The sequence below is a fragment of the Sphingomonas horti genome (genome assembly GCF_009753715.1).
GTDB classification, from domain to species: domain Bacteria; phylum Pseudomonadota; class Alphaproteobacteria; order Sphingomonadales; family Sphingomonadaceae; genus Sphingomonas_B; species Sphingomonas_B horti.
Map to the genome: position 1 here is coordinate 335,349 of NZ_WQMS01000016.1, position 23,261 is coordinate 358,609.

Consider the following 23,261-nt stretch of genomic DNA (forward strand, 5'->3'; position numbering starts at 1 on the left):
AGAAAAAGTAAACCGTTCATCCTGAGTAGCTGTCGAGTAGCGCGCTTGCGGGCGTATCGAGACAGCGTATCGAAGGATCAGCGCATCAGCAGCATCAGCAGCGCGGCGATGAACACCGCCAGCGCCTGGAAGAAGATGCGGCCCATCATCATCCGGTTCTGCTTCAGTCCCGACGCGCTGGGGCCGGCGCCGCCCGATTTCAGATCCGCCTCGGTCGTCTTTAGGAACGTGACGACGCCGCGGATCAGCATCACCAGCGCGGCGATCGCGGCGGCGATCATCAGGATCCAAAGGAAGGTGGTCATGCCCCCATCTAGTCGCCTGAAAGTCGGAATCCAAGCGGTGCGCGACCTTCGTGGAGGGCCGCGACGATCTCTTTCGGATCGACGCCTTGGGCGCGAAGGTCGGCCAGCGCCATCGCTCCGTGGCGCTTGGCGAGCCGCTCGCCGTCCGTCCCGATCAGCAGCGCGTGGTGGTGATAATCGGGCGTCGGCAGGGTCAGCAGGTCCTGCAGCAGCCGGTGGACGTGGGTAGCTGCGAACAGGTCCCGACCGCGGATCACGTCCGTCACGCCTTGCGCAGCGTCGTCGACGGTCACCGCCAGGTGATAGCTGACCGGCGCGTCCTTGCGCGCCAATACCACGTCGCCCAGCAGGTCCGGCCGCGCCGTGACAATGCCGGCCTGCTCGTCATACCATTCGAGCGGCCCGGCCAGCGCCATCGCTTTCACCATGTCGAGCCGCCAGGCATGCGGCCGGTCGAGATCGGGAGCGGCCAGCCCGCGGCAGGTGCCGGGATAGAGCGGCCCCTCCGGCCCGTGCGGCGCGGTCGCGCTGCGGGCGATGTCGGCGCGGGTGCAGAAGCAGGGATAGATCAGCCCGCGCTGCTTCAGCCGCTCGAGCGCCTCGCTATACAGCGCCAGCCGCCGCGATTGCCGCACTGCCGGCCCGTCCCAAAGCAGCCCGAGCCAGCACAGATCCTCTTCGATCCCGGCGATATGCTCCTCGCGCGCACGGCCCGAATCTATGTCCTCGATGCGCAGCAGGAACCGCCCGCCCCGCGCTCGCGCGAAGTCGTGGGACAGGACCGCGCTCATCGCATGGCCCAGGTGCAGCCGTCCGGTCGGGCTCGGAGCAAATCGTGTTGTGGATAAGGCTAGGGACAAAATCGTGGATCGGGTTGACGGGGAGTCGGGCGCAATGTCATTTCCTCGTCATTCGCTCGCGGCACAAGCCCCGGGCGAGGGAAAGGGGAGAGGCGTTTGTACCATCCCGATCTGATCCGGCATCCGGACAGCTGCCCGGCCCTGGTGCTGAACGCCGACTATACGCCGCTCAGCTACTATCCGCTGAGCCTCTGGCCCTGGCAGACCGCGATCAAGGCCGTGTTCCTGGACCGGGTCGACATCATCGAATCCTATGAACGGGAAGTCCGAAGTCCCACCAGCGCGATGAAGCTGCCGTCCGTCATCGCGCTCAAGCAATATGTGCGGCCTTCGCAATATCCCGCCTTCACCCGATTCAACCTGTTCCTGCGCGATCGCTTCACCTGCCAATATTGCGGCACCGGGCGCGATCTCACCTTCGATCATGTCGTCCCCCGCGCCTATGGCGGGCGCACCACCTGGGAAAACGTCTCGACCGCCTGCGCGCCGTGCAACCTGAAAAAGGGCGGCCGCACCCCCGCCGAAGCACATATGTCGCTGCACGAGCAGCCCTATCGCCCGACCAGCTGGCAGCTCCAGGATCATGGCCGCGCCTTCCCGCCGAACTATCTGCACGAAACCTGGCGCGACTGGCTCTACTGGGACGTCGAGCTGCAGGCGTAACGCCCAATATCGTCATCCCGGGCTTGACCCGGGACCCACCTTCTTCCTTCGCACCAAAGGCAGGTAGGCCCCGGGTCAAGCCCGGGGTGACGATGCGTTAGTTCTGCGGTGTCGGAGAGGGCGAGGGCGCTGGAGCCGGCGTCACTGCCGTGGTCGCTGCCCGCGCGTCCTGGCCATCGCCCTCGGGCGCGGCGATGATGTCGCGGGTGACGGCGCCCTTGTCGACCGCCGTCGTCTCGGGCGAGCCGACTTCGGAGCGAATGCCGGGCACGGCGCGGGCGGCGCCGGCATTGCCAAGCGCCGCCTGCTCCGGCGCGCTGCGTGGGGCGGGGCCGCCGAACATCGCTTCCAGCGCCTGGGTGGAGCTGTCGGCTTCCTGCGGACGCGGCGCGCCCGGGGTCGGCGGCGCCAGCGCGAAGTCGGGCGGCACCACCAAGGGCGCGCGGCGCGCGACCGCGAACTCGTCCGGCCGCGCGCGGTTCAGTCCGCCGCCGCCGCAACCCGCGAGCGTCAGCCCGGCGGCTGCCAGCACAATCACGTTACGCATTCACATTCTCCGCGGGTTCGTTTGCCTGGCGCGCGAGCAGCGCGCGCCCGAGCAGGATCAGGACACCGATGGTAATCGCGGCGTCGGCGACATTGAAGACCAAAAACGGGCGGAAGTCGCCGAAATGCAGGTCGAGGAAGTCGACGACATAGCCGAACCGCACCCGGTCGAGGATATTGCCGGCGGCCCCGCCCAGCACCAGCCCCAGCGCGGCGACGTCGAACCGGTTCCGCTCACGCCACAGCCAGACCAGCACGCCGGTGCCGATCGCCGCGGTCAGCGCGACCAGCGCCCAGCGCATCGTCTCGGAACCGGCGGTCAGGAAGCCCATCGACACGCCGTAATTCGGCACGAAGTGGAAGCGGAAGATCGGCAGCAGCTCGATCGTGCCGACCGTCAGCAGGTCGAGCGGCCCGGTCATGATCCATTTGACCAGCTGGTCGAGGATGAAGATCGCGAGCGCGATCAGCAGCCCAAGGCGGCGGGTAGCGGTCATATTCCCCTCCCGCTCGCGGGAGGGGTTAGGGGAGGGCAAGCCTCACCCGAAAGGCGCGTGGCGGAAGGGCCCTCCCCCGGCCCCTTCCGCAAGCGGGAGGGGAGACTATCCACTCACCACCTCCGAACACCGCGCGCACAGCGCTCCATCCTCCGGCACTTCCGGCAAATGCCGCCAGCAGCGGCCGCATTTCGAGAAGTCAGTCCGGACCACTTCCAGCTCCGCGCCCATCAACTCTGGCACTATGTTGGCATGCGAGACGATCAGCATTTCCGCGAGCTCGCTTTCCGAGAGCAGTGTTGCCGCTGAAAGCTCAGGACGAATCGCGACAACAGCCTCGAGGCTCGATCCGATCACCTTCTCACGCCGCAGCGGCTCGATCGCTTCGGTGACCTGCCCGCGAAGGCCGCGGAGCGCATCCCACTTCGCGCCCAGTGTCGGGTTCAGCCACTTCGCATCCACCTCAGGCCAGTCCGAGAAATGCACGGAGTCACTCTCGCCGGGCCAACGAGTCTGCCAAACCTCCTCGGCCGTGAACGGGATGATCGGCGCCATCCAGCGCACCAGCGCGTTGAACAGCACATCCAGCACCGTCCGGTAGGCCCGCCGCTTCGGCGACGACGGCGCGTCGCAATAGAGGCAATCCTTGCGGATATCGAAGAAGAAGGCGGACAGGTCCTCGTTCGCGAATTCGCTCAGGCGCCGCACATAGCGGTTGAACTCGAACCCATTGACCGCATCCTTCAACTCGCGGTCGAGCTCGGCCAGCCGGTGCAGGATATAGCGCTCCAGCTCGGGGAACTCGCTCGTCCGCTCGGCGTCCGTAAACCCATCGAGCGCGCCCAGCAGATAGCGGAAGGTGTTGCGGAGCTTCCGGTACGCGTCGGAGGCGCCCGCCAGCACTTCCTTGCCGATCTTGACGTCCTCGAAATAGTCGGTCGAGGCCACCCACATGCGCAGGATATCGGCGCCGCTTTCGCTCATCACCTTCAGCGGATCGACGACGTTGCCCAGCGACTTGGACATCTTGCGACCCTGGCCGTCGAGCGCGAAGCCATGGGTCAGCACCGCCGCATAAGGCGCCCGCCCGCGCGTGCCGCACGACTCCAACAGCGACGACTGGAACCAGCCGCGATGCTGGTCGGAGCCTTCGACATACAGGTCCGCGCGCGCGTCCATGCCGTAGCGCGCCTCGATCACGAACACGTGCGTGGAGCCGCTGTCGAACCACACGTCGAGAATGTCGCCGACCGGCTCGTACTCGGCGGCGTCGTAATCGGGGCCCAGCAGCGTCTGGTGGTCCGCCAGGAACCACGCATCCGCCCCGCCGGCGCGAAACGCCTCGATGATCCGGTGATTGACCGCCGGATCGCGCAGATATTCGCCGGTCCGCCGGTTCACATACAGCGCGATCGGCACCCCCCAGGCGCGCTGGCGGCTGATCACCCAATCCGGCCGCCCCTCGACCATCGCCGCGATCCGGTTGCGCGATTTTTCGGGGACCCAGCGGGTGCGCTCGATCGAGTCGAGCGCGAGTTCGCGAAGGGTGGGATCATTTCCCCTCCCGCTTGCGGGAGGGGTAAGGGGAGGGCCTGCCTCAAACGCCGCGGAGCCGGATGTTCCCTCCCCCGGCCCCTCCCGCAAGCGGGAGGGGGGAAGCGGCCGGTCCATCCCGATGAACCATTGCGGGGTCGCGCGGAAGATCACCTTGGCCTTGGACCGCCAGCTGTGCGGATAGCTGTGCTTGTAGTCCGCGCTCGCAGCCAGCAGCGCGCCGGCCTCGCGCAGGTCGGAGCAGATCGGCCCGTCCGGCGCGTTGAACTTGGGATTGATCACCGATCCCTGGCCGCCCAGCCAGGCCCAGTCCGCCCGATACCTGCCGTCGCCTTCGACCGCGAACACCGGCTCCAGCCCGTGGCGCTTGCACAGCTCGAAATCGTCCTCGCCATGATCGGGCGCCATGTGCACGAGACCCGTGCCCTGGTCGGTGGTGACGAAGTCGCCGGAGAGGAAGGGGCGCGGCTTGGCGAAGAACCCGCCCAGATGGTGCATCGGGTGTCGAGCTACCGCGCCTTCCAGCATGTGACCTTCAAACTCGGGCTCGTCGTCGCTGTAGACTTGATCGTCGTATGTCCAGCCGTTGCGGGCGAAAAAGCTCGCAATCAAATCCTTGGCGACGACATAACGTTTGCCATCGGGTGCGATTGTCACCTGATATTTGACGTTTGGCGCGTAGGCGATCGCCTGGTTGACTGGAATCGTCCAGGGGGTCGTCGTCCAAACGACGGCGTATGCTCCTTCGAGTTCTTCGAAAGGCCATTCGACGATCTCGAACGCCACGTCGATCTGCGTGGACGTGATGTCCTCATATTCGACTTCGGCTTCGGCCAGCGCGGTCTTCTCGACCGGGCTCCACATCACCGGCTTGGCGCCGCGGTAGAGCTGGCCCGTCTCGGCGAATTTCAGCAGCTCGCCGACGATCGCGGCCTCGCTGTCGAACTTCATCGTCAGGTACGGGTCGTCCCAGTCGCCCATCACGCCCAGGCGCTGGAATTGCTCGCTCTGGATGCCGACCCATTTGGCGGCATAGGCGCGGCACTCGGCGCGGAACTCGGCCGGCGGCACGTCGTCCTTGTTGAGCTTCTTCTTCCTGTATTCCTCCTCGATCTTCCATTCGATCGGCAGGCCGTGGCAGTCCCAGCCCGGGATATAGGGCGCGTCCTTGCCCAGCAGCGACTGGCTGCGGACGATGATGTCCTTCAGCACCTTGTTCATCGCATGGCCCATATGGATGTCGCCATTGGCGTAGGGCGGGCCGTCGTGCAGGATGAACCGCTCGCGGCCCGCGCGCTTTTCGCGCAGCCGCTGGTAGAGTCCCATCGCCTGCCACCGCGCCAGAATGGCCGGCTCCTTCTGCGCAAGGCCCGCTTTCATCGGAAAGTCGGTTTTCGGCAGGAACACGGTGTCGCGGTAGTCGGGAGGAGTATCGGCCATAAGTGCGGCGCGATTAGCCGAAGTTTTCTCCATCGTCACCCCGGCCTTGAGCCGGGGCCTACCTTCTTTTGGTGCGGCATAGAAAGGTGGGTCCTGGGTCAAGCCCGGGATGGCGACTGGGTCAAGGCACCGGCCCCATGCGCGGAATGGTGCCGCCGGCGGCACGTTGGCGGAGGACGCGCAGGTATGTGTCGACCAACGCCTGGTTGACCTGGTCCCAGCCGAAGCGCTCCGCCGCCTTCTCGCCCGCCTCGCCCGCCGCGCGCCGGGCACCGGCGTCGGTCGCATAGACCTGCAGCGCGTCGGCAAAGCCCTCGATCCAGCCCGGCCGCACCAGCCGGCCGGTGACGCCATCGCGCACCAGGCTCTCGCTGCCGGTCGCGATCGCCGCCACAACGGGCACCGCGCAGGCCATCGCCTCCAGCGTCACATTGCCGAACGTCTCGGTGACGGAGGGGTTGAACAGCACGTCCATGCTGGCGACGGCGCGGCCCAGGTCCGCGCCGCTCTGCAGTCCCACGAATAGCGCGTCGGGCAGCCGCCGCTCGAACCAGTCGCGCGCCGGCCCGTCGCCGACGACCAGCACGCGGTGCTTCACGCCGCGCCGCGCCAGCGCGTCGATCGTGTCCGAAAACACGTCGAGACCCTTTTCCATCACCAGCCGGCCGAGGAAGCCGATCGCCACCTCACCGTCGCCGATGCCGAGCCCGCGCCGCCAGCTTAGGTCGCGCCGGCCGGGATGGAAGATCTCCCGGTCCACGCCACGCGTCCAGATGCCGACGTCATAGCTCATCCGCTGCTCGCGCAGCAGCTGCGCCATCGAATTGGATGGCGCCACGATCGCGTCGCAGCGGCGGTAGAAGCGGCGCAGGATGCCCTCGATCACCGGCTCCAGGAAAGCGAGCCCGTAATAGCGCGGATAGGTCTCGAACCGGGTGTGCACCGACGCGACCACGGGCAGGTCGCGGCGCCGCGCGAAGGCCAGCGCGCGGTGCCCCAGCACGTCGGGCGCGGCGACATGGAACAGGTTCGGCCGGAAGTCCGCAAGGTCCTGGCGCAGCCGCGCCGGCAGCCCGGTCGAGAAGCGATATTCCGGCCGCCCCGGAAAGGCGAAGCTGGGCGCGGAGACCAGCTCGCCCTTCGGCTCGAACGCCGGCGTGTCGGTGGTGGGCGAATAGATGCGCACCTGCGAGCCTTGGCGCAGCAGGTAATCGACCAGCCGGTTCAATGCCTGGTTGGCGCCGTCGCGGACATAATTATAGTTGCCGCTGAACATGGCGATGCGAAGGTCGCTGGCTTGCATCGGCGTGCTGTTAGTCGCGTGGTGCGGGGTTCTCAACTCCGCGATCTCCACAATGGCGAGAAGGGGGAAGCAATGGGAAAGCCCTTCATCATCGGCCATCGCGGCGCTTCAGGCGAGCGGCCGGAGCACACGCTCGCCGCCTATGCGCTCGCTTTCGACCAGGGCGCGGACTTCGTCGAGCCCGATGTGGTGCCGACAAAGGACGGCCATCTCGTCGCCCGGCACGAGAACGAGATTTCCGGCACGACCGACGTCGCCGATCATCCCGAATTCGCCCACCGCCGAACGACCAGGACGATCGACGGCCAGACGCTGACCGGCTGGTTTACCGAGGACTTCACGCTGGCCGAGCTGAGCACCCTGCGCGCCCGCGAGCGGCTGCTGCAGCTGCGCCCGGCAAATACCGCGTGGAAGGACGAGCCGATCGTCACGCTGGACGCGCTGATCGGCTATGCGCGGGAGCGCGGCCGCGGCGTCGTCGCCGAGATCAAGCATTCGAGCTATTTCGCCTCGATCGGCTTGGCCCTCGAGGAGAAGCTGGTGGCGCTCTTTGCCCGACACGGCTGGACCCGCCGCACCGATCCGGTCTGGATCGAGAGTTTCGAGGTCGCCAACCTGAAGGCGCTCCGCGCCGCGAGCGACCTGAAACTAGTCCAGCTACTGGAAGAAAAGGGCGCGCCCGCCGACGGCAGCGCCGAAAGCTATGCCGCAATGGCCACGCCCGCGGGGCTGAAGGCGATCGCCGGCTATGCCGATGCGATCGGCCCCGCCAAGGCGCTGATCGTGCCCCGCGACGCCGATGGCCGCTCGCTGCCGCCCACGCGGCTGGTCGACGACGCCCACGCCGCCGGCCTGAAGGTCATCCCCTGGACCTTCCGCTCCGAAAACCTGTTCCTCCCCGCCGAGCTGCGCGAAGGTGCCGATCCGCGAGAACATGGCCGCGCGGCGGACGAGCTGCGGATGTTCGCGGCGGCGGGGGTGGACGGGCTGTTCACGGATTTTCCGGGGGAGGCGGTGACGGTGTTTGAATCGTCACCCCGGCCTTGAGCCGGGGCCCACCTTCTTGTGCCGTGAGCGAAGAAGGTGGGTCCCGGGTCAAGCCCGGGATGACGAAACCGCTCACGGCATCAGCACCGTATCCACCACATGGATCACGCCGTTCGATTGCATCACATCCTTGATGGTCACGTCGCTGTTGCCGCCCTTGGCATCGGTCAGCACCAGCGTGCCCCCTTTCATCCAGACGGTCAGCGGCTCGCCTTCGACGGTGGTCAGCGTGGTCTTGCCGCCGCCGGCCTTGATCTTCGCCATAAGGTCCTTCGCCGTCATCCGGCCCGGCACGACGTGATAGGTCAGCACCTTGGTCAGCGTGTCCTTGTTCTCCGGCATCACCAGCGTGTCGACGGTGCCGGCCGGCAGCTTGGCGAAGGCGGCGTTGGTCGGCGCGAACACGGTGAACGGCCCCGGCCCCTGCAGCGTATCGACCAGGCCGGCAGCTTTGACGGCCGCGACCAGTGTCGTGTGATCCTTCGAGTTCACTGCATTGTCGACGATCGTCTTCGACGGGTACATGGCCGCGCCGCCGACCATCACCGTCTTTTCGCCGGCATGAGCGCCGGCCGCCACGAACGCGAGCGAAAGGGCCGCGGCTGCGGCCTTCAGAGTGGCTTTCATCGATTGTCCCTTTGCTGATCCGCGGCATCCTCCCGATCGCCGCTGAACCGAGCTACGAAGGGACAGATGGCCCGGATGCGTCGCCGGGCCAAAATATCAGACTGCGGACATGGTCCCGGTCATCACCACCGGCCCGGTCGGCTGGCCGGTCGGCGATCCGCCTTCCGGCTCCAGCGACAGCGCCAGCGTCACGCCCTCGGCCAGCATTGCGCGATGCTCGGGCCTGACCGTCATCGCCGCCGCCGCCTTCTCAGGCACGACGCCCAGCGATCGCGGCCTGCCGTCGGCCGGAATCACCCATAGCTCAGGCGTCCTGCCGCGCGCGTCCATGCCCATAGGGTTGATGACCATCCGGCCTGCGCTCTTGTCATAGGTGATGCTGAGCGCGCCTTTGCCCTCCTTGGGCGTCAGCGCCGCGACCATCATCCGGGCGGGCGCGGTCGCGGCGACCTGCGGGGCAGGCGCGGGCGCTTCGCCGGCCGGACGCGCGACCAGCAGCCCCAGCAGCAGCACCGCCGCCGCCGCGCTCGCCGCGAAGGTGGCGACGCGCCAGCGCCGGGCCGGGTCGGCAGTGTCGTTGGCCGGCAGCCGGGCCGAGATCCGTTCCCACAGCTCGGCCGGCGGCGCGCGCTCCGGCCCCAGCATCGGGTCGAGCCGCGCCCGCCAGGCGTCGACCGCAGCGGCGAACGCGGGATCGCTCGCCTCGCGCGCGCTCGCATCGGCCAGGCCGAGCGCGTGCTCCGCGGCCAGCAGATCGTCGTCGTCGGTCATCGGCACAAGCACTCTCGCAGCTTGATCAGCGCGCGGCGGATGCGGCTCTTGATCGTGCCCAGCGGCTCGCCGGCCCGTGCGGCCAGCTCGGGATAGCTCGCGCCTTCCAGGAAGGCGGTGCGGATCAGCGCCGCCTCGCCGCCGCCCAGCTCGCCCAGGCAGCCGTGCAGCCGGCGCGCGTCGCTCGCCTGCTCCATCAGCGTGTCCGCCAAGGGCGCGGCATCGGCGATGTCGAAGGCTTCCTCGATCGGGGCGGCGCTGCGGCTGCCCCGCGCGCGCAGCCGGTCGATCGCGGCGTTGCGGGCGATCGCCGCCAGCCAGGTGATCGGGCTCGCGCGCGACGCATCGAAGCGGTCGGCGCGCCGCCAGACATTGGCATAGGCTTCCTGCAACGCGTCCTCCGCATCCTGCCCCTCGCCCAAGATACGGCAGCAGACCCCGTAAAGTTTCGCCGAGCTGCGCTGGTAGAGCTCGTGAAACGCGCGCCGGTCGCCGGCCGCGACGGCGGCAATCGCGGCCACCAGCCGCTCCCGCGCCGCGTCGCCGTCCGAGCGCGCTACCGTCCGCACAAGCTCCATGCGCGTCCCATCCTCAGCGAATCGCGGTCCGGGAGCCTAGCCGATGCCGCGCCGGGCGCAACGGATCAGGCGGCGCGCGGGGCCGCAGGCTGCGCCAGCCGCTCCTCGACCGCCTTCAGATGCGCATGCAGCCGCTCGCCCAGGAAGTCCATGACGATGCGCACGCGCGGCGTGTGGCGCAGCCGCTCGTGAGTAAGCAGCCAGATCTGCCGCGACTCGGCGCTGGCCGGGGGCAGGCAGCGCACCAGCTCCGGATCCGTCTCCGCGATCGCGCAGGGCAGCGCCGCCAGGCCGAGGCCGGAGCGCACCGCCGAGAGCAGGCCGCTCACCGATCCGTGCTGCATCGCGATCGATCCCTCCAACCCGTTCTGCCGCAGCCAGGCGCCGTAATAGCGGCCGATCGCGCCGCCGCCGCCGCTGATCAGCGGATGCGCGGCCAGTTCGCGGCGGTTGCGCGGGACCGAATGCACATCGGCATAGGCGCGGCTGCAATAGACCGTCCACAGATCGTCGCCGATCCGGCGGCCGACCAGCCCGGCCGCGTCCAGCTTCTTGCTGATGCGGATCGCCACGTCGGCATGGCCGGCGGCAAGGTCGCGGACCTCCTCGCTGGCGTCGAGCTCGATGATCAGGTCGGGATGGAGCTCGCGCAGGCCGCGCAGCATCGGCGGCAGCACGCCGACGATGAACGATTCCTCCGCTGTCAGCCGCACCGTGCCGCCGCCGGCCCGCTTCTGCGATGCCGCCGTTTCCGCCAGCGCCGCTGCCGAGGCCTCGACCGCGCGCGCGTCGGCCAGCAGCGTTTCGCCGGCCGGCGTCAGCACATATCCGGCGCGACGCTTGTCGAACAGGGTCAGGCCCAGCGCGTCCTCCAGCGCCGCGATCCGCCGTGCGACCGTGGTCTGGCTGACGTGCAGCGCCCGCGCGGCGGAAAGCGTGCTGCCGCTCTCGGCCACCGCCAGGAAATAGCGCGCGTCGTTCCAGTCGAACATGCCGCCATTCTGCACTTTTGCAGAATGAGTCTGCAACATCGTTGCTAACAATGCGGCCGGCCCGGGCGTAAATATCCTCTCACGTTGGCGCCGACGGATCCCCTTTCGACTCTTAGGAGACCCGTCATGAAGACTCTCATTCTGCTGCCGCTCGCGCTGCTTGGCCTTGCGAGCCCCTCCATCGCCCAGCCGGCTGATGGCCGGGTCGCGGTCAGCACCGCCGGGCTCGATCTCGCCACGCCCGCCGGCGTGCGGGCGCTCGACCTGCGCATCCTCCACGCGGCCTCCGCGGTTTGCGGAACGCCGTCCTCGGCCGATCCCCAGGGTCGGGCGCGCGCCGACCGGTGCCGGGACGATGCCCGCGCCGCCGCGGCGTCCGAACGCGACCGGCTGGTCCGCATCGCCGCCAACGATCGCGCGGTCGTGGTTGCATCCAAACAATAATCCGGACGACCAGCAGGGGCGGCGCAGCGTTCAGTTGCGGCCGCCCCGCCATGTTGCACGCCCGGAACAAGTAAACGGTTAATCGTGGACAAATCTCGTCCGGCCGTTGCCGGAACGAAACTTTCCGTTTAGCGGCGTGTTCAATTCGGCGGGACCAGCTGCGGGCCATGTATTCGCGGCGGCCGCTCGGGAGAACGGGTCGCATGCGCGTGGGTTACGCGAGACCGCCGAAAGGCGGGCACAGTCTTGTCGTCGACAGTCGCGGCCGCGCGCGTCTGGCGCGCGCCGCGATCGTGTCGCCCAAGGCGATGGGATTCGCGGCTGCCTGCGCATTGCTGGCCATCGCTCCGGAAACCGGCCCCGGCGCCCGGCTGCTCGCGTCCGGCCAGTCGGCGGTGAAGAGCGCGGCCGACTATATCCGCGCCCGCTCGCCGGGCGTTCGCCAGCGCGCCGATCTGGTCAAGGTCAAGCATCCGCGCGCCGCGGTCCGGCCGGTCGCGCGGGCCGCGCCCCGCTATCGCCGGCCGGCGCCCCGCGCGCTGCTCGCGCCGCCGCCGCCGGCGGTGCCGCTCACCTTCGACACGGCCGCGCTCGCGCCCGTTTACCAGCCGGTCTTCGCAGGCCCGCCGCTGCTGTTCGCGGAAACGCCCGGCGGGGTGCCGTGCTGCTTCGAGACTTTCAACCCGCCGCTGACGACGGTTGGCGGCGGCTTCACGATCGGCGGTGGCGGCGGCGGCCCCGGCGGAACCGTCCCCACGCCGCCCGCGGTGCCGGAGCCGTCGACCTGGATGCTGATGATCCTGGGCTTCGGCGCGATCGGCGTCGCCTGGCGCCGCCGCCGCGCGCTGCTGCGGGCGGTGCAGGCCTTGCCCCGGCTGGTGCACAGGCGCATGCTCCTCCTCACCGATGCGCGTGACTAGCCTTGCCCGCTGGACCTCTCGCGGTGCCGCCGCCGCGCTGATCTTCGTCGGCGTCGCGGTGCTGGATGCCGATCCCGCCGCGACGCGCTTCATCGCCCCCGCCACGCGCATCGTCGCCACGCCCGGGCAGCCGCTGCCGCTGGAGGGCGCGGCGCTGCCCGTCGCCAGCCTGCTCGCCGTCTCCGGGCCGATGCGTTACGGGGAGTTCGTCTGGGACGATTCCGGCGTCGCCGGCGGCCCGCTCTGGGTGCGGATCGACCGCGAGGCGCAGCTGATCTCGGTCTTTCGCGGCGGCGACGAGATCGGCACTGCCGTCATCCTCTACGGCGCGCCGGACAAGCCGACGCCGGCCGGCCGCTACCCGATCCTGGCGAAGCGCCGCGACCACCGCTCCAGCCTTTATGATGCAGAGATGCCCTTCACGCTGCGGCTGACGGGCGACGGCGTCTCGATCCATGCCAGCGACGTCCGGGAAGGCCGCGCCACCCATGGCTGCATCGGCCTGCCCGAGCCCTTCGCGCGCAAGCTGTTCGACCAGGCAAAGGTCGGCGATCCGGTCGTGATCGTCTGATCCAGCGACGCTCTCAGCGAATCCGCTTCACGAACATGCCGTTGTCGCGCCGTTCGGCGATAAAATTGGGCAGCGCCTCGATCAGCTCCGACAGCCGCGCATAGCCATAGGTCCGCGCGTCGAACGACGATCGCGCGCTCGCCCGTTGCCCGACTTCGGACAGGCTCGCGAAGCCGCGCTCGTCGCGCTTCGACGCTTTCACCGCGTCCCCCAGCAGCTCGACCAGCTGCGCGTCGACGGCCGGCTTCTCGGCGGGCGCGGCGTCCTGCGCCTCTGCGGTCAGCGCGCCGACGTCGATGAACCGGGTGCAGGCCTGGCGGAAGCTCTCGGGCGTCTTGGCGGTGCCGAAGCCATAGACGGGCAACCCGTCCTGCCGGATCCGCATCGCCAGCGGCATGAAGTCGCTGTCGCTGGACATGATGCCGAAGCCCTGGACGTGGCCGCGGTGCAGCATGTCCATCGCGTCGATCACCATCCGCATGTCGGTTGCGCTCTTGCCCTTGGTGACGTCGAACTGCTGCTGCGGGTCGAGCGCATGGGCATGCGTCATCGCGGCCCAGCCCTTCAGCGACGCCTTGTTCCAGTTCCCGTACACCCGCCGCACATTGACCGCGCCCAGCTCGGCCAGCACGGTCAGCACCCCGTCCAGGCTGTCCGGCGAGGCATTGTCGGCGTCGATCAGGAGGGCGATGTTGGCGGCTGGCGAAGCGGCGGTCATGCGACAGCCTTCGCATCCGGCGCGGCGCCGGGCAACTGATCAGTTCGGGCGCAGGATTCGGATCTCGGCCGGTGCTGCGGCCGCTGCCCGTACAGCAACATAGAGCCGATCGCGTTCAGGCACGAACAGCGCGGTTCGCGCGCCCGCGCGCGTGGCCACCGTGCCGAGCGACCGCGGACTGCCCGTGCCGCGCGCAAACACCTCAACCTTGCCGGTCCCGCAGCTGACCATGATTCGATCGCGGCGCATATCGAAGAACACGTCGTCCGCGTCGCCGCAGGTGGCGACGTCGCTTGCGACAGCACCGGTCCCGGCATCGAAGATCACCAGCCGCGCCGGCCAGCGATAGACGGTCGCCGCCCTGTTCGATGCCGGATCGAACGCCATCGGAAAATTAAGGCGATGCGTCGCGCGCCAGCCGGCTTCGGTGGCGCCGGTCGCGATGTTTCCCTTCACGACCGTGCGGTGATCGGGGACGTTGATCAACGCCGTGTCGTCCGTCAGCCTGAATCCTTCAGGGTGCCCGGGCAGCATCAGCCGCCCCACGACCGTTCGCGTGGCGGGATCGATGACCGCCAGCGCGCCCGATCCATAGCCGGCCACCAGCCGGCCGTTCCGCGGATCGACGCGCAGATTGTCGGCATCCTCGCCGAGCTGCACGATGCCGGCCGGAACTGCGTCCGCGCCGCGATAGAAGCGCACGGTCCCGTCGCCGCCGCTCGCGACCGCCAATTCGTCGCGATCGGGCAGATAGGCTACGCCTTGCGGTTCCTTGAATCCCGTGATGCGATGCGCGACGATTCCGCGGGCAAGGTCGACCATGTCGACGCTACCGTTGCCCAGCTCCGCGACGAACAGCCGGTCATGCTTCAGATCGATCGCGAGATGGTCGATCCGGCCGGAGACGTTCGGGAGGGTGATCGTCCGCTCGAGCGTGAGCGCCGCCGGTTCCTTGCCGGGGGAGCCGCCGCATGACGCCATCGCCGCCAAAACAAGCAGAAGGACAGTCGGTCGGCCCTGCATGTCCCGGCCCTAAGGGCTGCAGTGGGGGTGAGTGATCGCGTCCATCAGATTCTCCGTCCGGATCTTCTAAGCCGGGCAGCTATCAGTCCAGCACCGCGACCGGCTCGCCGTCCGGGGTCTGGAACGGCGGCATCCGCCCGGACGCACGCGCATGGTCGACGAATTGGTGCTTCAGGGCCGCGCCGACATGCAGCACCACCAGCGCGATCGTCACGAACACCAGGACGATGTGGGCATCGCCCAGCCCGTCGCCGGCGCTTTCGGGCAGCCCGGGGATCAGCGGCAGCGGGATGCCGCCCGCCAGCTTCGTCACCCCCGAATGGCCGGCCGAAATCGTGGCAAGCCCGGTCAATGGCAGCAGGATCAGCAGCAGGTAGAAGGCGCGATGGTTCCACACCGCCGCGATCCGCTCCCAGCGCGGCAGGCTCTCGGGAAAGGGCGGCGGCTTGTGCATCAGCCGCCAGCCGAGCCGGATCAGGCTCAGGACGAGGATCGTCGCGCCCACCGTCTTGTGCCAGGTGAACAGCTCGCTGCGCGCCGGCCCGCGCTCCATATTGTCGAAGGTGAAGCCCAGATACAGCTGGGTCAGCACCAGCAGCACGGTCAGCCAGTGCAGCGCCACCGCGCCGTTGTCGTAGCGCAGCAACGCGCGGTGCTGATCGGTCGCCTCAGGTACGCTCGCCATGCTCGTCCTCCCTCGCCCACGCCCGTCGCTTCATTCCGTCAACGCAACGGCTCCGCAAATGTTGCAGCTGCCTGGTCGGGTTGGATGCCGGAGAGGCAGAGCAGGTTCCCGCGGGTTCCCGGTTACATCAGCCGGGGCGGACAGCGCCCGACAGGGGTGGTTAGCGGCTGTTTCCCCTCTCCCCTTGCGGGAGAGGGCGACTCGCCCCGGACTTGATCCGGGGCGAGAGGGGAGAGGGGGCGAGCCGCAGGCTCGCGCGGCGCAAAGCGCCGCACCCCTCTCTAAGCTTTGCTAGGCAGCAAGCTGCCAACCAAAGCTATTCTCTCCCGCACGGGGAGAGAAGCTCAGGTCCGCAATGGGTCGATAGCCGCCCCTCAATCCTCGACAAAGCTGAACGCGCTCAGCCCGCGCTCGCGTTCGTTGAACAGCAGCGCGCGCCCGGCGGGTGGGGCGCTGCGCTGCGGGCATTGGGGGCGGGTGCAGGATCGGCAGCCAAGGCCGATCGGGGTGGCGGCGCCGGTCAGGTCGAGCCCGCGCGCCAGCGCCAGGCTGCCGGCCAGCTCGGCCGACACGCCCAGGCCCACCACGAACTCCGCCGAGACCTGCCCGGCGCGCGCGCCCTGCGGATGGACGGTGCGGGCGAGGGTGAACCAGCGCTCGCCTGACTGTAGCTCGACCAGGTCGCGTTCGATCCGCCCCGGCCGGTCGAAGGCGTTGTGCAGCCGCCACAAGGGGCAGCGCCCGTCCGCCTCCACCAGCACCGCGCCGCTCGCGCCGGCGTAGCGCTTGCTCGCCTGCCCGGCACGGTCGATCCGGATCATGAAGAAGGGCAGGCCGCGCGCGCCGACGCGTTGCAGGGTCGTCAGCCGGTGCGCGACCTGCTCGTATCCGGCGCCGAACCGGCGCTGCAGCAGCTCGAGGTCATAGCCGGTTGCCTCGCACGCACGCAGGAAACGCGCATAGGGCATCATCACCGCCGCCGCGAAATAGGACGAGAGGTGCCGGCGGTAGAGCCGTTCCGCCGCGCGCTCGGACAAGCCGGCGCCCTTCACCAGCGCGTCGATCTCCGCACGCGCCTCGATCGCGCCCAGCTGGAACGCCGCCTGAAACGTGCGCGATGCGGGGTCGAGCATCTCCGACAGCTGGAGCTGGCGCGCATGCAGGTCGAGCCGCCTCAGCGCGTCGGGCAGCACTTCGACGGGCAGCACGCGAATGGTCAGGCTGTGCTTGACCCGCAGCCGCTCGGCGATCGCGGCATACAGGTCCCCGGCCGATAACCGCAGCTCGTCGGCCAGCGTCTCGGCGGCGGCATCGAGATCGGGGAAATGGTTGCGCCAGCGCTCCACCTCGCGCCGCACCGCCGCGAGCGGATCTTCGGCGCCCGCCGCCACGCCGCCGCCTCCGCCGATCCGGTCATAGGCGCGCGCAAAGGCTTCCGCGCCGCCCGGGGCGACCGCCAGCCATTCCTCCAGCTCGGTCCGGTCGACTTCCAGGTCGGCGAACATCGGGTCGCCCAGCCGCCGCCGGATCGCGTCCGCGCCGCCGCCCGGCGCCGCCGCGGCGAGTGCGCGGGGGTCGAAGTCGAACAGCTCTGTCAGCCGCACCAGCAGCGCTGCGGTCAGCGGCCGCTGGTTGCGCTCGATCAGGTTCAGATAGCTTGGCGAAATGCCCAGCTGCTCGGCCATTGCCGCCTGGCTCAGCGCCGATTGCCGCCGCGCCTTTCGCACCTGATGTCCGGCGATCAGCTTCGCCATGCTGTCCTACACCCTTCGTTCCTGCTATGTTCTTATCGTAACAAGGCTCCAGGCGTGTCAATACTTTACAAAACGACAGACCACAAACGGCGTGAGTCGACAGGATAACGCAGAAGTCGGGCGGTTCCACCTATCGTCTGCGCGACCATTCGTGAACATTGGGCAGGTAGTCAGCTTGATTTGTAAGGATTGCACATGACCGACTTCGCTCATCTCGTCGCCGCGCCCGAAGGCCGCTTCGACGGCATCCGCCGCGCCTACACCGCCGCCGACGTCGAGCGGCTGCGCGGCTCGGTGCCGATCGAGCACACGCTTGCCCGCCGCGGCGCGCTGAAGCTGTGGGAGCTGCTGAAGTCGGAAGACTATATCAACGCGCTCGGCGCTCTCAGCGGCAACCAGGCGATGCAGATGGTGCGCGCCGGGCTGAAGGCGATCTATCTCTCCGGCTGGCAGGTCGCGGCCGACGCCAACACCGCGGGCGCCATGTATCCGGACCAGTCGCTCTACCCCGCCAATGCCGGGCCGGAGCTGTGCCGGCGGATCAACCGTACGCTCCAGCGTGCCGACCAGATCGAGCATTCGGAAGGCGGCGCGACGCGCGACTGGTTCGCGCCGATCGTTGCCGATGCGGAAGCCGGATTCGGCGGGCCGCTGAACTGCTTCGAGATCATGAAGGCCTATATCGAGGCGGGCGCGGCCGGCGTGCATTTCGAGGACCAGCTCGCCTCGGAAAAGAAGTGCGGCCATCTCGGCGGCAAGGTGCTGATCCCCACCCAGGCGCATATCCGCAACCTCAATGCCGCACGCCTTGCCGCCGACGTCTGCGGCGTGCCGACGGTGCTCGTCGCCCGCACCGACGCGGAGTCGGCGAAGCTGATCACGTCCGATGTGGACGAGCGCGATCATGAGTTCCTGACGGGCGAGCGCACGCCCGAGGGCTTTTTCCGCCTGAAGGAAGGCACCGGCGTCGATCACTGCATCAAGCGCGGCATCGCCTTTGCCGAGCATGCCGATCTCTTGTGGTGGGAAACAAGCCACCCGAACCTTGAGGATGCCAGACGGTTCGCCGAGGCTGTGCAGAAAGCGCACCCGGGCAAGATGATGGCTTACAATTGCTCGCCCAGCTTCAACTGGGAAGCGAAGCTCGACAAGGACACGATCGCGAAGTTCCAGCGCGAGCTCGGCGCGATGGGCTATAAATTCCAGTTCGTGACGCTGGCGGGCTTCCACCAGCTCAACCACGGCATGTTCGAGCTCGCCCGCGGCTACAGGGATCGCGGCATGGCTGCCTATTCGGAGCTCCAGCAGGCCGAGTTCGCGTCCGAAGCCGCCGGCTACACCGCCACCCGCCATCAGCGCGAGGTCGGCACCGGCTATTTCGACCTGGTCGCTCAGGCGGTCTCGGGCGGCGCGGCCAGCACGACGGCCTTGGCGGAAAGCACCGAGGCCGCCCAGTTCAACAAGGACGCGGCGTGAGGATTGCTCGAACCGTCGCCCTGAACTCCGGCTTGGCTGAGCTTGTCGAAGCCCTCCCTTCTTCTTTCCTGACGGCAGAAGGAAAGGCCTTCGACAGGCTCAGGCAAGCCGGTGGGGACCGGCTTAGAAGGGACTGTCCTACACTGCCCGATCCTGCTTAGAAGGCAGGAATGCCCGCTCACCCCCACCGCCTCCGTTCCATCCTTGGCGGCTCGGCGGGGAACCTGGTCGAATGGTATGACTGGTACGCCTACAGTGCCTTCACCCTCTATTTCGCCCACGCCTTCTTCCCGGCGGAAGACCGCACCGCCCAGCTGCTGAGCGCGGCGGCCGTGTTCGCGGTCGGCTTCCTGATGCGCCCGATCGGCGGCTGGCTGATGGGCATCTATGCCGATCGCAAGGGGCGCAAGGCGGGCCTGACGCTCTCGGTCTCGCTGATGTGCACGGGCTCGCTCGCGATCGCGCTGACGCCCACCTATGCGCAGATCGGCCCGGTTGCGCCGCTGGTCCTGGTCGTCGCCCGCATGGTCCAGGGCCTCAGCCTCGGCGGCGAATATGGCGCCAGCGCCACCTACCTGTCCGAAATGGCCGGGCGGAGACATCGCGGCTTCTGGTCCAGCTTCCAGTACGTGACGCTGATCGCCGGCCAGCTCACCGCGCTCGCGCTGCTGCTGTTGCTCCAGGCAGTGCTGACCGAAGCGCAGATCGACGCCTGGGGCTGGCGCATCCCGTTCGCGATCGGTGGCGTGCTCGCGGTGATCGTCTTCTGGATCCGCCGCCGCCTGGCCGAGACGGAATCATTCGAGAACGCGCAGGCGGCGGACGCGCCGCGCTCCGGTGCGCTCGCCCTGTTCCGCGATCATCCCCGCGAGGCGCTGACGGTGATGGGGCTGACCGCCGGCGGCACGCTCGCCTTCTATGCCTATTCGATCTACCTCCAGAAATTCCTCGCCAACACCTCCGGTTTCACCCGCGAGACCGCGAGCACGATCATGACCGCGGCGCTGTTCCTTTTCATGTGCGCCCAGCCGCTCGCCGGCGCGCTGTCGGACCGGATCGGCCGCAAGCCGCTGATGGTCGGCTTCGGCGTACTCGGCCTCGTTTTCACCTGGCCGATCTTCACGACGCTGGAGACGGTGCGCGATCCCTGGACGGCCTTCGCGATCGTCTGCGCCGCGCTGCTGATCGTGACCGGCTACACTTCGATCAACGCGGTGGTGAAGGCAGAGCTCTTCCCCGCCCATATCCGCGCGCTGGGCGTCGCCTTCCCCTATGCGCTCGCGAACACGATCTTCGGCGGCACCGCCGAGGCGGTCGCGCTCTGGCTCAAGGACCACGGTCTCGAACGCGGCTTCTACGCCTATGTCGCAGCGCTGATCGGCCTGTCTCTGATCGTCTATCTCCGCATGCCCGAAACCCGCGACCAAAGCAGGATCGTCGAGGATTAGGCGAGGTGCGGCTAAACTCTTCCCACAGGCGCGGAAATCGACGGACGCCAGCCGGTTCCGGATCAGCCTCTGACCGGACTCGCCAAGATGGATTTGGTGCCGCCGGCTGCGTTCCGCATGGAGAGCTTGAGACCCGTCGGGGTAATCGAAGCCGCCAGTTCATCGCCGAGCTTTGCGCCCAGCCAGTCAAGAGCTTCGGGTGGCAGGATCAGTCCAACCTCGGCGCCGACTTGCACAAATTTCGACATTACTGCCATCGGCGCCCGGGATAACAGGAAGGGCGGCGCCCGTTCAAACAGACGCCGCCCCAATTTCATCCGTTACGGAGGAAAACTACGCCTTCACGTCCGCCTTGGTCTGGCCGCCCTTCTTCTTCGGGCGTTTCGGCGGGGCGCCGACGATCTCGAAGGCGAGGGCGTCGTCCTTCAGATGGACCTTCACTTCGCCGCCATGGACGAGCTTGCCGAACAGCAGCTCCTCCGCCAGCGGCTGCTTGACCTTCTCCTGAATCAGCCGGCCCATCGGGCGGGCGCCGTACAGCTTGTCATAGCCCTTGGCGGTCAGCCACTTCTTGGCGTCGTCGTCGAGCTGGATGTGGACGTCGCGGTCGGCCAGCTGCAGCTCCAACTGCAGGATGAACTTGTCGACCACGCGGGCGACCACTTCCGGCGGCAGATAGCCGAACGGCACGATCGCATCGAGCCGGTTGCGGAACTCCGGCGTGAACATCCGCTTGACCGCTTCCTCGTCCTCGCCCTCGCGGCTGGAGACCCCGAAGCCGAGCGCCTCGCGCGCCATGTCGGACGCGCCGGCATTGGTCGTCATGATCAGGATTACGTTCCTGAAATCGACCGTCTTGCCGTGGTGATCGGTCAGCTTGCCGTTGTCCATCACCTGCAACAGGATGTTGAACAGGTCCGGATGCGCCTTCTCGATCTCGTCGAGCAGCAGCACCGAGTGCGGCTGCTGGTCGACTGCGTCGGTCAAAAGACCGCCCTGGTCATAGCCGACATAGCCCGGCGGCGCGCCGATCAGCCGGCTGACCGAGTGGCGCTCCATATACTCCGACATGTCGAACCGCTGCAGCGGGATGCCCATGATCGAGGCGAGCTGGCGCGCGACCTCGGTCTTGCCGACACCGGTCGGGCCGGTGAACAGATAGTTGCCGATCGGCTTGTCGGGATCGCGCAGGCCGGCGCGGCTGAGCTTGATCGCCGAGGCGAGCTTCTCGATCGCGATGTCCTGCCCGAACACGACCCGCTTCAGGTCGGTCTCCAGGCTTTCCAGCGATTTCTTGTCGTCGGACGAGACGCTCTTCGGCGGGATGCGCGCCATCGTCGCGATCACCGCCTCGATCTCCTTGGGCGTGATCACTTTCTTGCGCTTCGACGGCGGCACCAGCATCTGCATCGCGCCGACCTCGTCGATCACGTCGATCGCCTTGTCGGGCAGCTTGCGATCGTTGATGTAGCGCGCCGACAGTTCCACCGCCGACTTGATCGCGTCGGGCGTGTACTTGACGCTGTGATGTCCTTCAAAGGCGGAGCGCAGGCCGGCGAGGATCTTGATCGTGTCCTCGACCGTCGGCTCGTTCACGTCGATCTTCTGGAAGCGGCGCAGCAGCGCGCGGTCCTTCTCGAAGTGATTGCGGAACTCCTTGTAGGTCGTCGACCCGATGCAGCGGATCACGCCGCCCGACAGCGCCGGCTTCAGCAGGTTCGACGCATCCATCGCGCCGCCGGAGGTCGCGCCGGCGCCGATCACCGTGTGGATCTCGTCGATGAACAGGATCGCGTGCGGCAGCTTCTCGAGCTCGGAGACGACCGCCTTCAGCCGCTCTTCGAAATCGCCGCGATAGCGCGTGCCGGCGAGCAGCGCGCCCATGTCGAGCGCATAGATCACAGCCGGCTTCAGCACGTCCGGCACATCGCCTTCGACGATCTTGCGCGCCAGGCCTTCCGCGATCGCGGTCTTGCCGACGCCCGGATCGCCCACATAGAGGGGGTTGTTCTTCGATCGCCGGCACAGGATCTGGATCGTGCGGTCCACTTCGGGGCCGCGGCCGATCAGCGGATCGACCTTGCCCTCCTTGGCCTTGGCATTAAGATCGACGCAGAACTGCTTCAGCGCGCTTTCGCTCTTCTGCTTGCCATCGGCCTTCTGAGACGATTTCTCCTCCTCGGCGCCCTTCACTTCGCGGGTTTCCGGCGCAGTGCCGCCCTTGCCGACCCCGTGGCTGATATAGCTGACCGCATCGAGACGGCTCATGTCCTGCTGCTGGAGAAAATAGACGGCGTAGCTTTCGCGCTCGGAGAACAGCGCCACGAGCACGTTGGCACCGGTCACTTCGTCGCGGCCGGACGACTGCACGTGCAGGATCGCGCGCTGGACGACGCGCTGGAAGCCGCTGGTCGGCGACGGGTCGGTCTCGCCCTCGACGCGCAGCGCTTCCAGCTCGGTGTCGAGATAGTGGGTGACCGCGTCCTTCAGCTCGCCCAGGTCGACGCCGCAGGCGACCATCACCTTAGAAGCGTCGGCATCGTCGGTCAGCGCGAGGAGAAGATGCTCGAGCGTCGCATATTCGTGGCGGCGGCTGGACGCCTGCGTCAGCGCCTTGTGCAGCGTGGTCTCGAGCGCGGGGGCAAAAGAGGGCATTCAGGTTACTCCTGGGGCCCGGCGGGTGCCGGGCACCGCTTCTGTCCTAATGTCGGAGACGGCCTCCAGTTCATCAACCCCGGCATATTACCGCCTCCATCGGCTCGGCCGCTGTGATGGCAGGCACGGCGCCGAGTCATCGCTTGAATAGAGCGTCAGCGCTTGCGCGGTGGTTAACCGCGCGTTCGATCTTGCCCTTCGCGCGCACAATCTCGCCTTCCAGCGCGGCGATCCGGGCCTGCAGTTCCTCGACCGACATGGGATCGAGGTCCTGCTTCAGCAGCAGCACCAGCGGATCCCCCGGGTTCTTCGGCAGGATGTCGTCCAGATCCATGACCCGAACGTTGACCCGCTGCGCCCTCAAGTCAATTAGGGCGCTGACGC

The 23,261-nt window shown here is 67.9% G+C and carries 24 protein-coding genes; 7 read left to right on the forward strand and 17 right to left on the reverse strand.

Going from position 1 to position 23,261, the window contains the following annotated elements; translation table 11 throughout:
* Window positions 1-77: 77 nt before the first annotated feature.
* Both GON01_RS14490 and gluQRS read right to left on the reverse strand, forming a co-directional pair.
* Entirely contained in the window at window positions 78-305 is a 228-nt protein-coding gene (locus tag GON01_RS14490) for an HIG1 domain-containing protein (protein WP_157028063.1), read from the reverse strand.
* Window positions 306-313: 8 nt separating this feature from the next.
* Window positions 314-1,165, reverse strand: a complete 852-nt coding sequence (gluQRS, locus tag GON01_RS14495) for a tRNA glutamyl-Q(34) synthetase GluQRS (RefSeq protein WP_157028064.1) — start codon at window positions 1,163-1,165, stop codon at window positions 314-316.
* A gap of 96 nt (window positions 1,166-1,261) precedes the next feature.
* Between gluQRS and GON01_RS14500 the strand changes: the two genes are divergently transcribed.
* Window positions 1,262-1,828 (forward strand): HNH endonuclease, encoded by a 567-nt coding sequence (locus tag GON01_RS14500; protein WP_157028065.1) that lies wholly within the window; start codon window positions 1,262-1,264, stop codon window positions 1,826-1,828.
* Between the two features lie 97 nt (window positions 1,829-1,925).
* Here GON01_RS14500 and GON01_RS14505 read toward each other — a convergent pair whose 3' ends face one another.
* The 4 genes from GON01_RS14505 to GON01_RS14520 form a co-directional block, all read right to left on the reverse strand.
* Window positions 1,926-2,375: a DUF3035 domain-containing protein gene (locus GON01_RS14505; RefSeq protein ID WP_157028066.1), complete on the reverse strand. Its 450-nt coding sequence runs from the start codon at window positions 2,373-2,375 to the stop codon at window positions 1,926-1,928.
* Window positions 2,368-2,871, reverse strand: coding sequence for a signal peptidase II (gene lspA, locus GON01_RS14510; protein WP_157028067.1), 504 nt, complete (start codon window positions 2,869-2,871; stop codon window positions 2,368-2,370). Before lspA ends, GON01_RS14505 begins: the two co-directional genes overlap by 8 nt.
* Window positions 2,872-2,976: 105 nt before the next feature.
* Complete coding sequence (gene ileS / locus GON01_RS14515) at window positions 2,977-5,865, reverse strand: isoleucine--tRNA ligase (protein ID WP_157028068.1); 2,889 nt, start codon at window positions 5,863-5,865, stop codon at window positions 2,977-2,979.
* Between the two features lie 121 nt (window positions 5,866-5,986).
* Complete coding sequence (locus GON01_RS14520) at window positions 5,987-7,168, reverse strand: glycosyltransferase family 4 protein (RefSeq protein ID WP_157028069.1); 1,182 nt, start codon at window positions 7,166-7,168, stop codon at window positions 5,987-5,989.
* Between the two features lie 72 nt (window positions 7,169-7,240).
* Between GON01_RS14520 and GON01_RS14525 the strand changes: the two genes are divergently transcribed.
* On the forward strand, window positions 7,241-8,215 hold the full coding sequence (locus tag GON01_RS14525) for a glycerophosphodiester phosphodiesterase (RefSeq protein ID WP_157028070.1): 975 nt from the start codon (window positions 7,241-7,243) through the stop codon (window positions 8,213-8,215).
* Window positions 8,216-8,287: 72 nt separating this feature from the next.
* On the opposite strand, the gene GON01_RS14530 is transcribed toward GON01_RS14525, so the two are convergent.
* The 4 genes from GON01_RS14530 to GON01_RS14545 all read right to left on the reverse strand — a co-directional run bounded on the left by GON01_RS14530 (window position 8,288) and on the right by GON01_RS14545 (window position 11,222).
* Window positions 8,288-8,842 carry a fasciclin domain-containing protein gene (locus GON01_RS14530; RefSeq protein WP_157028071.1) on the reverse strand — a complete coding sequence of 185 codons (555 nt, stop codon included), beginning with the start codon at window positions 8,840-8,842 and terminating at the stop codon, window positions 8,288-8,290.
* A gap of 96 nt (window positions 8,843-8,938) precedes the next feature.
* A complete protein-coding gene (locus tag GON01_RS14535) occupies window positions 8,939-9,613 on the reverse strand; it encodes an anti-sigma factor (RefSeq protein ID WP_157028072.1) in 675 nt (224 codons plus the stop codon).
* Window positions 9,610-10,191 (reverse strand): sigma-70 family RNA polymerase sigma factor, encoded by a 582-nt coding sequence (locus GON01_RS14540; RefSeq protein ID WP_157028073.1) that lies wholly within the window; start codon window positions 10,189-10,191, stop codon window positions 9,610-9,612. Before GON01_RS14540 ends, GON01_RS14535 begins: the two co-directional genes overlap by 4 nt.
* A 65-nt stretch (window positions 10,192-10,256) precedes the next feature.
* The gene (locus tag GON01_RS14545) at window positions 10,257-11,222 is read right to left on the reverse strand and encodes a LysR family transcriptional regulator (RefSeq protein ID WP_232328862.1); all 966 of its coding nucleotides are present in this window, start codon (window positions 11,220-11,222) and stop codon (window positions 10,257-10,259) included.
* A gap of 87 nt (window positions 11,223-11,309) precedes the next feature.
* Here GON01_RS14545 and GON01_RS14550 point away from each other — a divergent pair, with 87 nt between their 5' ends.
* The 3 genes from GON01_RS14550 (at window position 11,310) to GON01_RS14560 (ending at window position 13,118) form a co-directional block, all read left to right on the forward strand.
* Window positions 11,310-11,627 (forward strand): UrcA family protein, encoded by a 318-nt coding sequence (locus GON01_RS14550; RefSeq protein ID WP_157028074.1) that lies wholly within the window; start codon window positions 11,310-11,312, stop codon window positions 11,625-11,627.
* Between the two features lie 203 nt (window positions 11,628-11,830).
* Complete coding sequence (locus tag GON01_RS14555) at window positions 11,831-12,547, forward strand: PEPxxWA-CTERM sorting domain-containing protein (RefSeq protein ID WP_232328863.1); 717 nt, start codon at window positions 11,831-11,833, stop codon at window positions 12,545-12,547.
* Window positions 12,534-13,118 (forward strand): L,D-transpeptidase family protein, encoded by a 585-nt coding sequence (locus GON01_RS14560; protein ID WP_157028076.1) that lies wholly within the window; start codon window positions 12,534-12,536, stop codon window positions 13,116-13,118. The genes GON01_RS14555 and GON01_RS14560 overlap by 14 nt, the downstream gene beginning before the upstream one ends.
* Window positions 13,119-13,131: 13 nt before the next feature.
* On the opposite strand, the gene GON01_RS14565 is transcribed toward GON01_RS14560, so the two are convergent.
* The 4 genes from GON01_RS14565 to GON01_RS14580 all read right to left on the reverse strand — a co-directional run bounded on the left by GON01_RS14565 (window position 13,132) and on the right by GON01_RS14580 (window position 17,298).
* Window positions 13,132-13,836, reverse strand: coding sequence for an NYN domain-containing protein (locus tag GON01_RS14565; protein ID WP_157028077.1), 705 nt, complete (start codon window positions 13,834-13,836; stop codon window positions 13,132-13,134).
* A 39-nt stretch (window positions 13,837-13,875) separates the two neighbouring features.
* Entirely contained in the window at window positions 13,876-14,817 is a 942-nt protein-coding gene (locus GON01_RS14570) for a YncE family protein (RefSeq protein ID WP_232328864.1), read from the reverse strand.
* Between the two features lie 124 nt (window positions 14,818-14,941).
* The gene (locus GON01_RS14575) at window positions 14,942-15,544 is read right to left on the reverse strand and encodes a cytochrome b (RefSeq protein ID WP_157028078.1); all 603 of its coding nucleotides are present in this window, start codon (window positions 15,542-15,544) and stop codon (window positions 14,942-14,944) included.
* Window positions 15,545-15,918: 374 nt separating this feature from the next.
* Window positions 15,919-17,298 (reverse strand): helix-turn-helix domain-containing protein, encoded by a 1,380-nt coding sequence (locus tag GON01_RS14580; protein WP_157028079.1) that lies wholly within the window; start codon window positions 17,296-17,298, stop codon window positions 15,919-15,921.
* A gap of 195 nt (window positions 17,299-17,493) precedes the next feature.
* Between GON01_RS14580 and aceA the strand changes: the two genes are divergently transcribed.
* Together aceA and GON01_RS14590 are read left to right on the forward strand one after the other, a co-directional pair.
* A complete protein-coding gene (aceA, locus tag GON01_RS14585) occupies window positions 17,494-18,774 on the forward strand; it encodes an isocitrate lyase (RefSeq protein WP_157028080.1) in 1,281 nt (426 codons plus the stop codon).
* Window positions 18,775-18,944: 170 nt separating this feature from the next.
* Window positions 18,945-20,222: an MFS transporter gene (locus tag GON01_RS14590; protein WP_157028081.1), complete on the forward strand. Its 1,278-nt coding sequence runs from the start codon at window positions 18,945-18,947 to the stop codon at window positions 20,220-20,222.
* Window positions 20,223-20,284: 62 nt separating this feature from the next.
* Here the strand turns inward: GON01_RS14590 and GON01_RS14595 are convergent, their stop codons facing one another.
* The 3 genes from GON01_RS14595 to GON01_RS14605 form a co-directional block, all read right to left on the reverse strand.
* Window positions 20,285-20,539 (reverse strand): AbrB/MazE/SpoVT family DNA-binding domain-containing protein, encoded by a 255-nt coding sequence (locus GON01_RS14595; protein ID WP_198159864.1) that lies wholly within the window; start codon window positions 20,537-20,539, stop codon window positions 20,285-20,287.
* A 16-nt stretch (window positions 20,540-20,555) separates the two neighbouring features.
* Window positions 20,556-22,877, reverse strand: a complete 2,322-nt coding sequence (gene clpA, locus GON01_RS14600) for an ATP-dependent Clp protease ATP-binding subunit ClpA (protein WP_157028083.1) — start codon at window positions 22,875-22,877, stop codon at window positions 20,556-20,558.
* Between the two features lie 136 nt (window positions 22,878-23,013).
* Window positions 23,014-23,211, reverse strand: a complete 198-nt coding sequence (locus GON01_RS14605; protein ID WP_157028084.1) for a DUF1192 domain-containing protein — start codon at window positions 23,209-23,211, stop codon at window positions 23,014-23,016.
* Window positions 23,212-23,261 lie beyond the last annotated feature (50 nt).

Coding starts and splice junctions, on each gene's coding strand:
- GON01_RS14490 (WP_157028063.1), bottom strand. CDS start 305: ATGACCACCTTCCTTTGGATCCTGATGATCGCCGCCGCGATCGCCGCG.
- GON01_RS14505 (WP_157028066.1), bottom strand. CDS start 2,375: ATGCGTAACGTGATTGTGCTGGCAGCCGCCGGGCTGACGCTCGCGGGT.
- lspA (WP_157028067.1), bottom strand. CDS start 2,871: ATGACCGCTACCCGCCGCCTTGGGCTGCTGATCGCGCTCGCGATCTTC.
- ileS (WP_157028068.1), bottom strand. CDS start 5,865: ATGGCCGATACTCCTCCCGACTACCGCGACACCGTGTTCCTGCCGAAA.
- GON01_RS14520 (WP_157028069.1), bottom strand. CDS start 7,168: ATGCAAGCCAGCGACCTTCGCATCGCCATGTTCAGCGGCAACTATAAT.
- GON01_RS14525 (WP_157028070.1), top strand. CDS start 7,241: ATGGGAAAGCCCTTCATCATCGGCCATCGCGGCGCTTCAGGCGAGCGG.
- GON01_RS14530 (WP_157028071.1), bottom strand. CDS start 8,842: ATGAAAGCCACTCTGAAGGCCGCAGCCGCGGCCCTTTCGCTCGCGTTC.
- GON01_RS14535 (WP_157028072.1), bottom strand. CDS start 9,613: ATGACCGACGACGACGATCTGCTGGCCGCGGAGCACGCGCTCGGCCTG.
- GON01_RS14540 (WP_157028073.1), bottom strand. CDS start 10,191: ATGGAGCTTGTGCGGACGGTAGCGCGCTCGGACGGCGACGCGGCGCGG.
- GON01_RS14545 (WP_232328862.1), bottom strand. CDS start 11,222: ATGTTGCAGACTCATTCTGCAAAAGTGCAGAATGGCGGCATGTTCGAC.
- GON01_RS14550 (WP_157028074.1), top strand. CDS start 11,310: ATGAAGACTCTCATTCTGCTGCCGCTCGCGCTGCTTGGCCTTGCGAGC.
- GON01_RS14555 (WP_232328863.1), top strand. CDS start 11,831: ATGCGCGTGGGTTACGCGAGACCGCCGAAAGGCGGGCACAGTCTTGTC.
- GON01_RS14560 (WP_157028076.1), top strand. CDS start 12,534: ATGCGCGTGACTAGCCTTGCCCGCTGGACCTCTCGCGGTGCCGCCGCC.
- GON01_RS14565 (WP_157028077.1), bottom strand. CDS start 13,836: ATGACCGCCGCTTCGCCAGCCGCCAACATCGCCCTCCTGATCGACGCC.
- GON01_RS14570 (WP_232328864.1), bottom strand. CDS start 14,817: ATGGCGTCATGCGGCGGCTCCCCCGGCAAGGAACCGGCGGCGCTCACG.
- GON01_RS14575 (WP_157028078.1), bottom strand. CDS start 15,544: ATGGCGAGCGTACCTGAGGCGACCGATCAGCACCGCGCGTTGCTGCGC.
- GON01_RS14580 (WP_157028079.1), bottom strand. CDS start 17,298: ATGGCGAAGCTGATCGCCGGACATCAGGTGCGAAAGGCGCGGCGGCAA.
- aceA (WP_157028080.1), top strand. CDS start 17,494: ATGACCGACTTCGCTCATCTCGTCGCCGCGCCCGAAGGCCGCTTCGAC.
- GON01_RS14590 (WP_157028081.1), top strand. CDS start 18,945: ATGCCCGCTCACCCCCACCGCCTCCGTTCCATCCTTGGCGGCTCGGCG.
- GON01_RS14595 (WP_198159864.1), bottom strand. CDS start 20,539: ATGAAATTGGGGCGGCGTCTGTTTGAACGGGCGCCGCCCTTCCTGTTA.
- clpA (WP_157028083.1), bottom strand. CDS start 22,877: ATGCCCTCTTTTGCCCCCGCGCTCGAGACCACGCTGCACAAGGCGCTG.
- GON01_RS14605 (WP_157028084.1), bottom strand. CDS start 23,211: ATGGATCTGGACGACATCCTGCCGAAGAACCCGGGGGATCCGCTGGTG.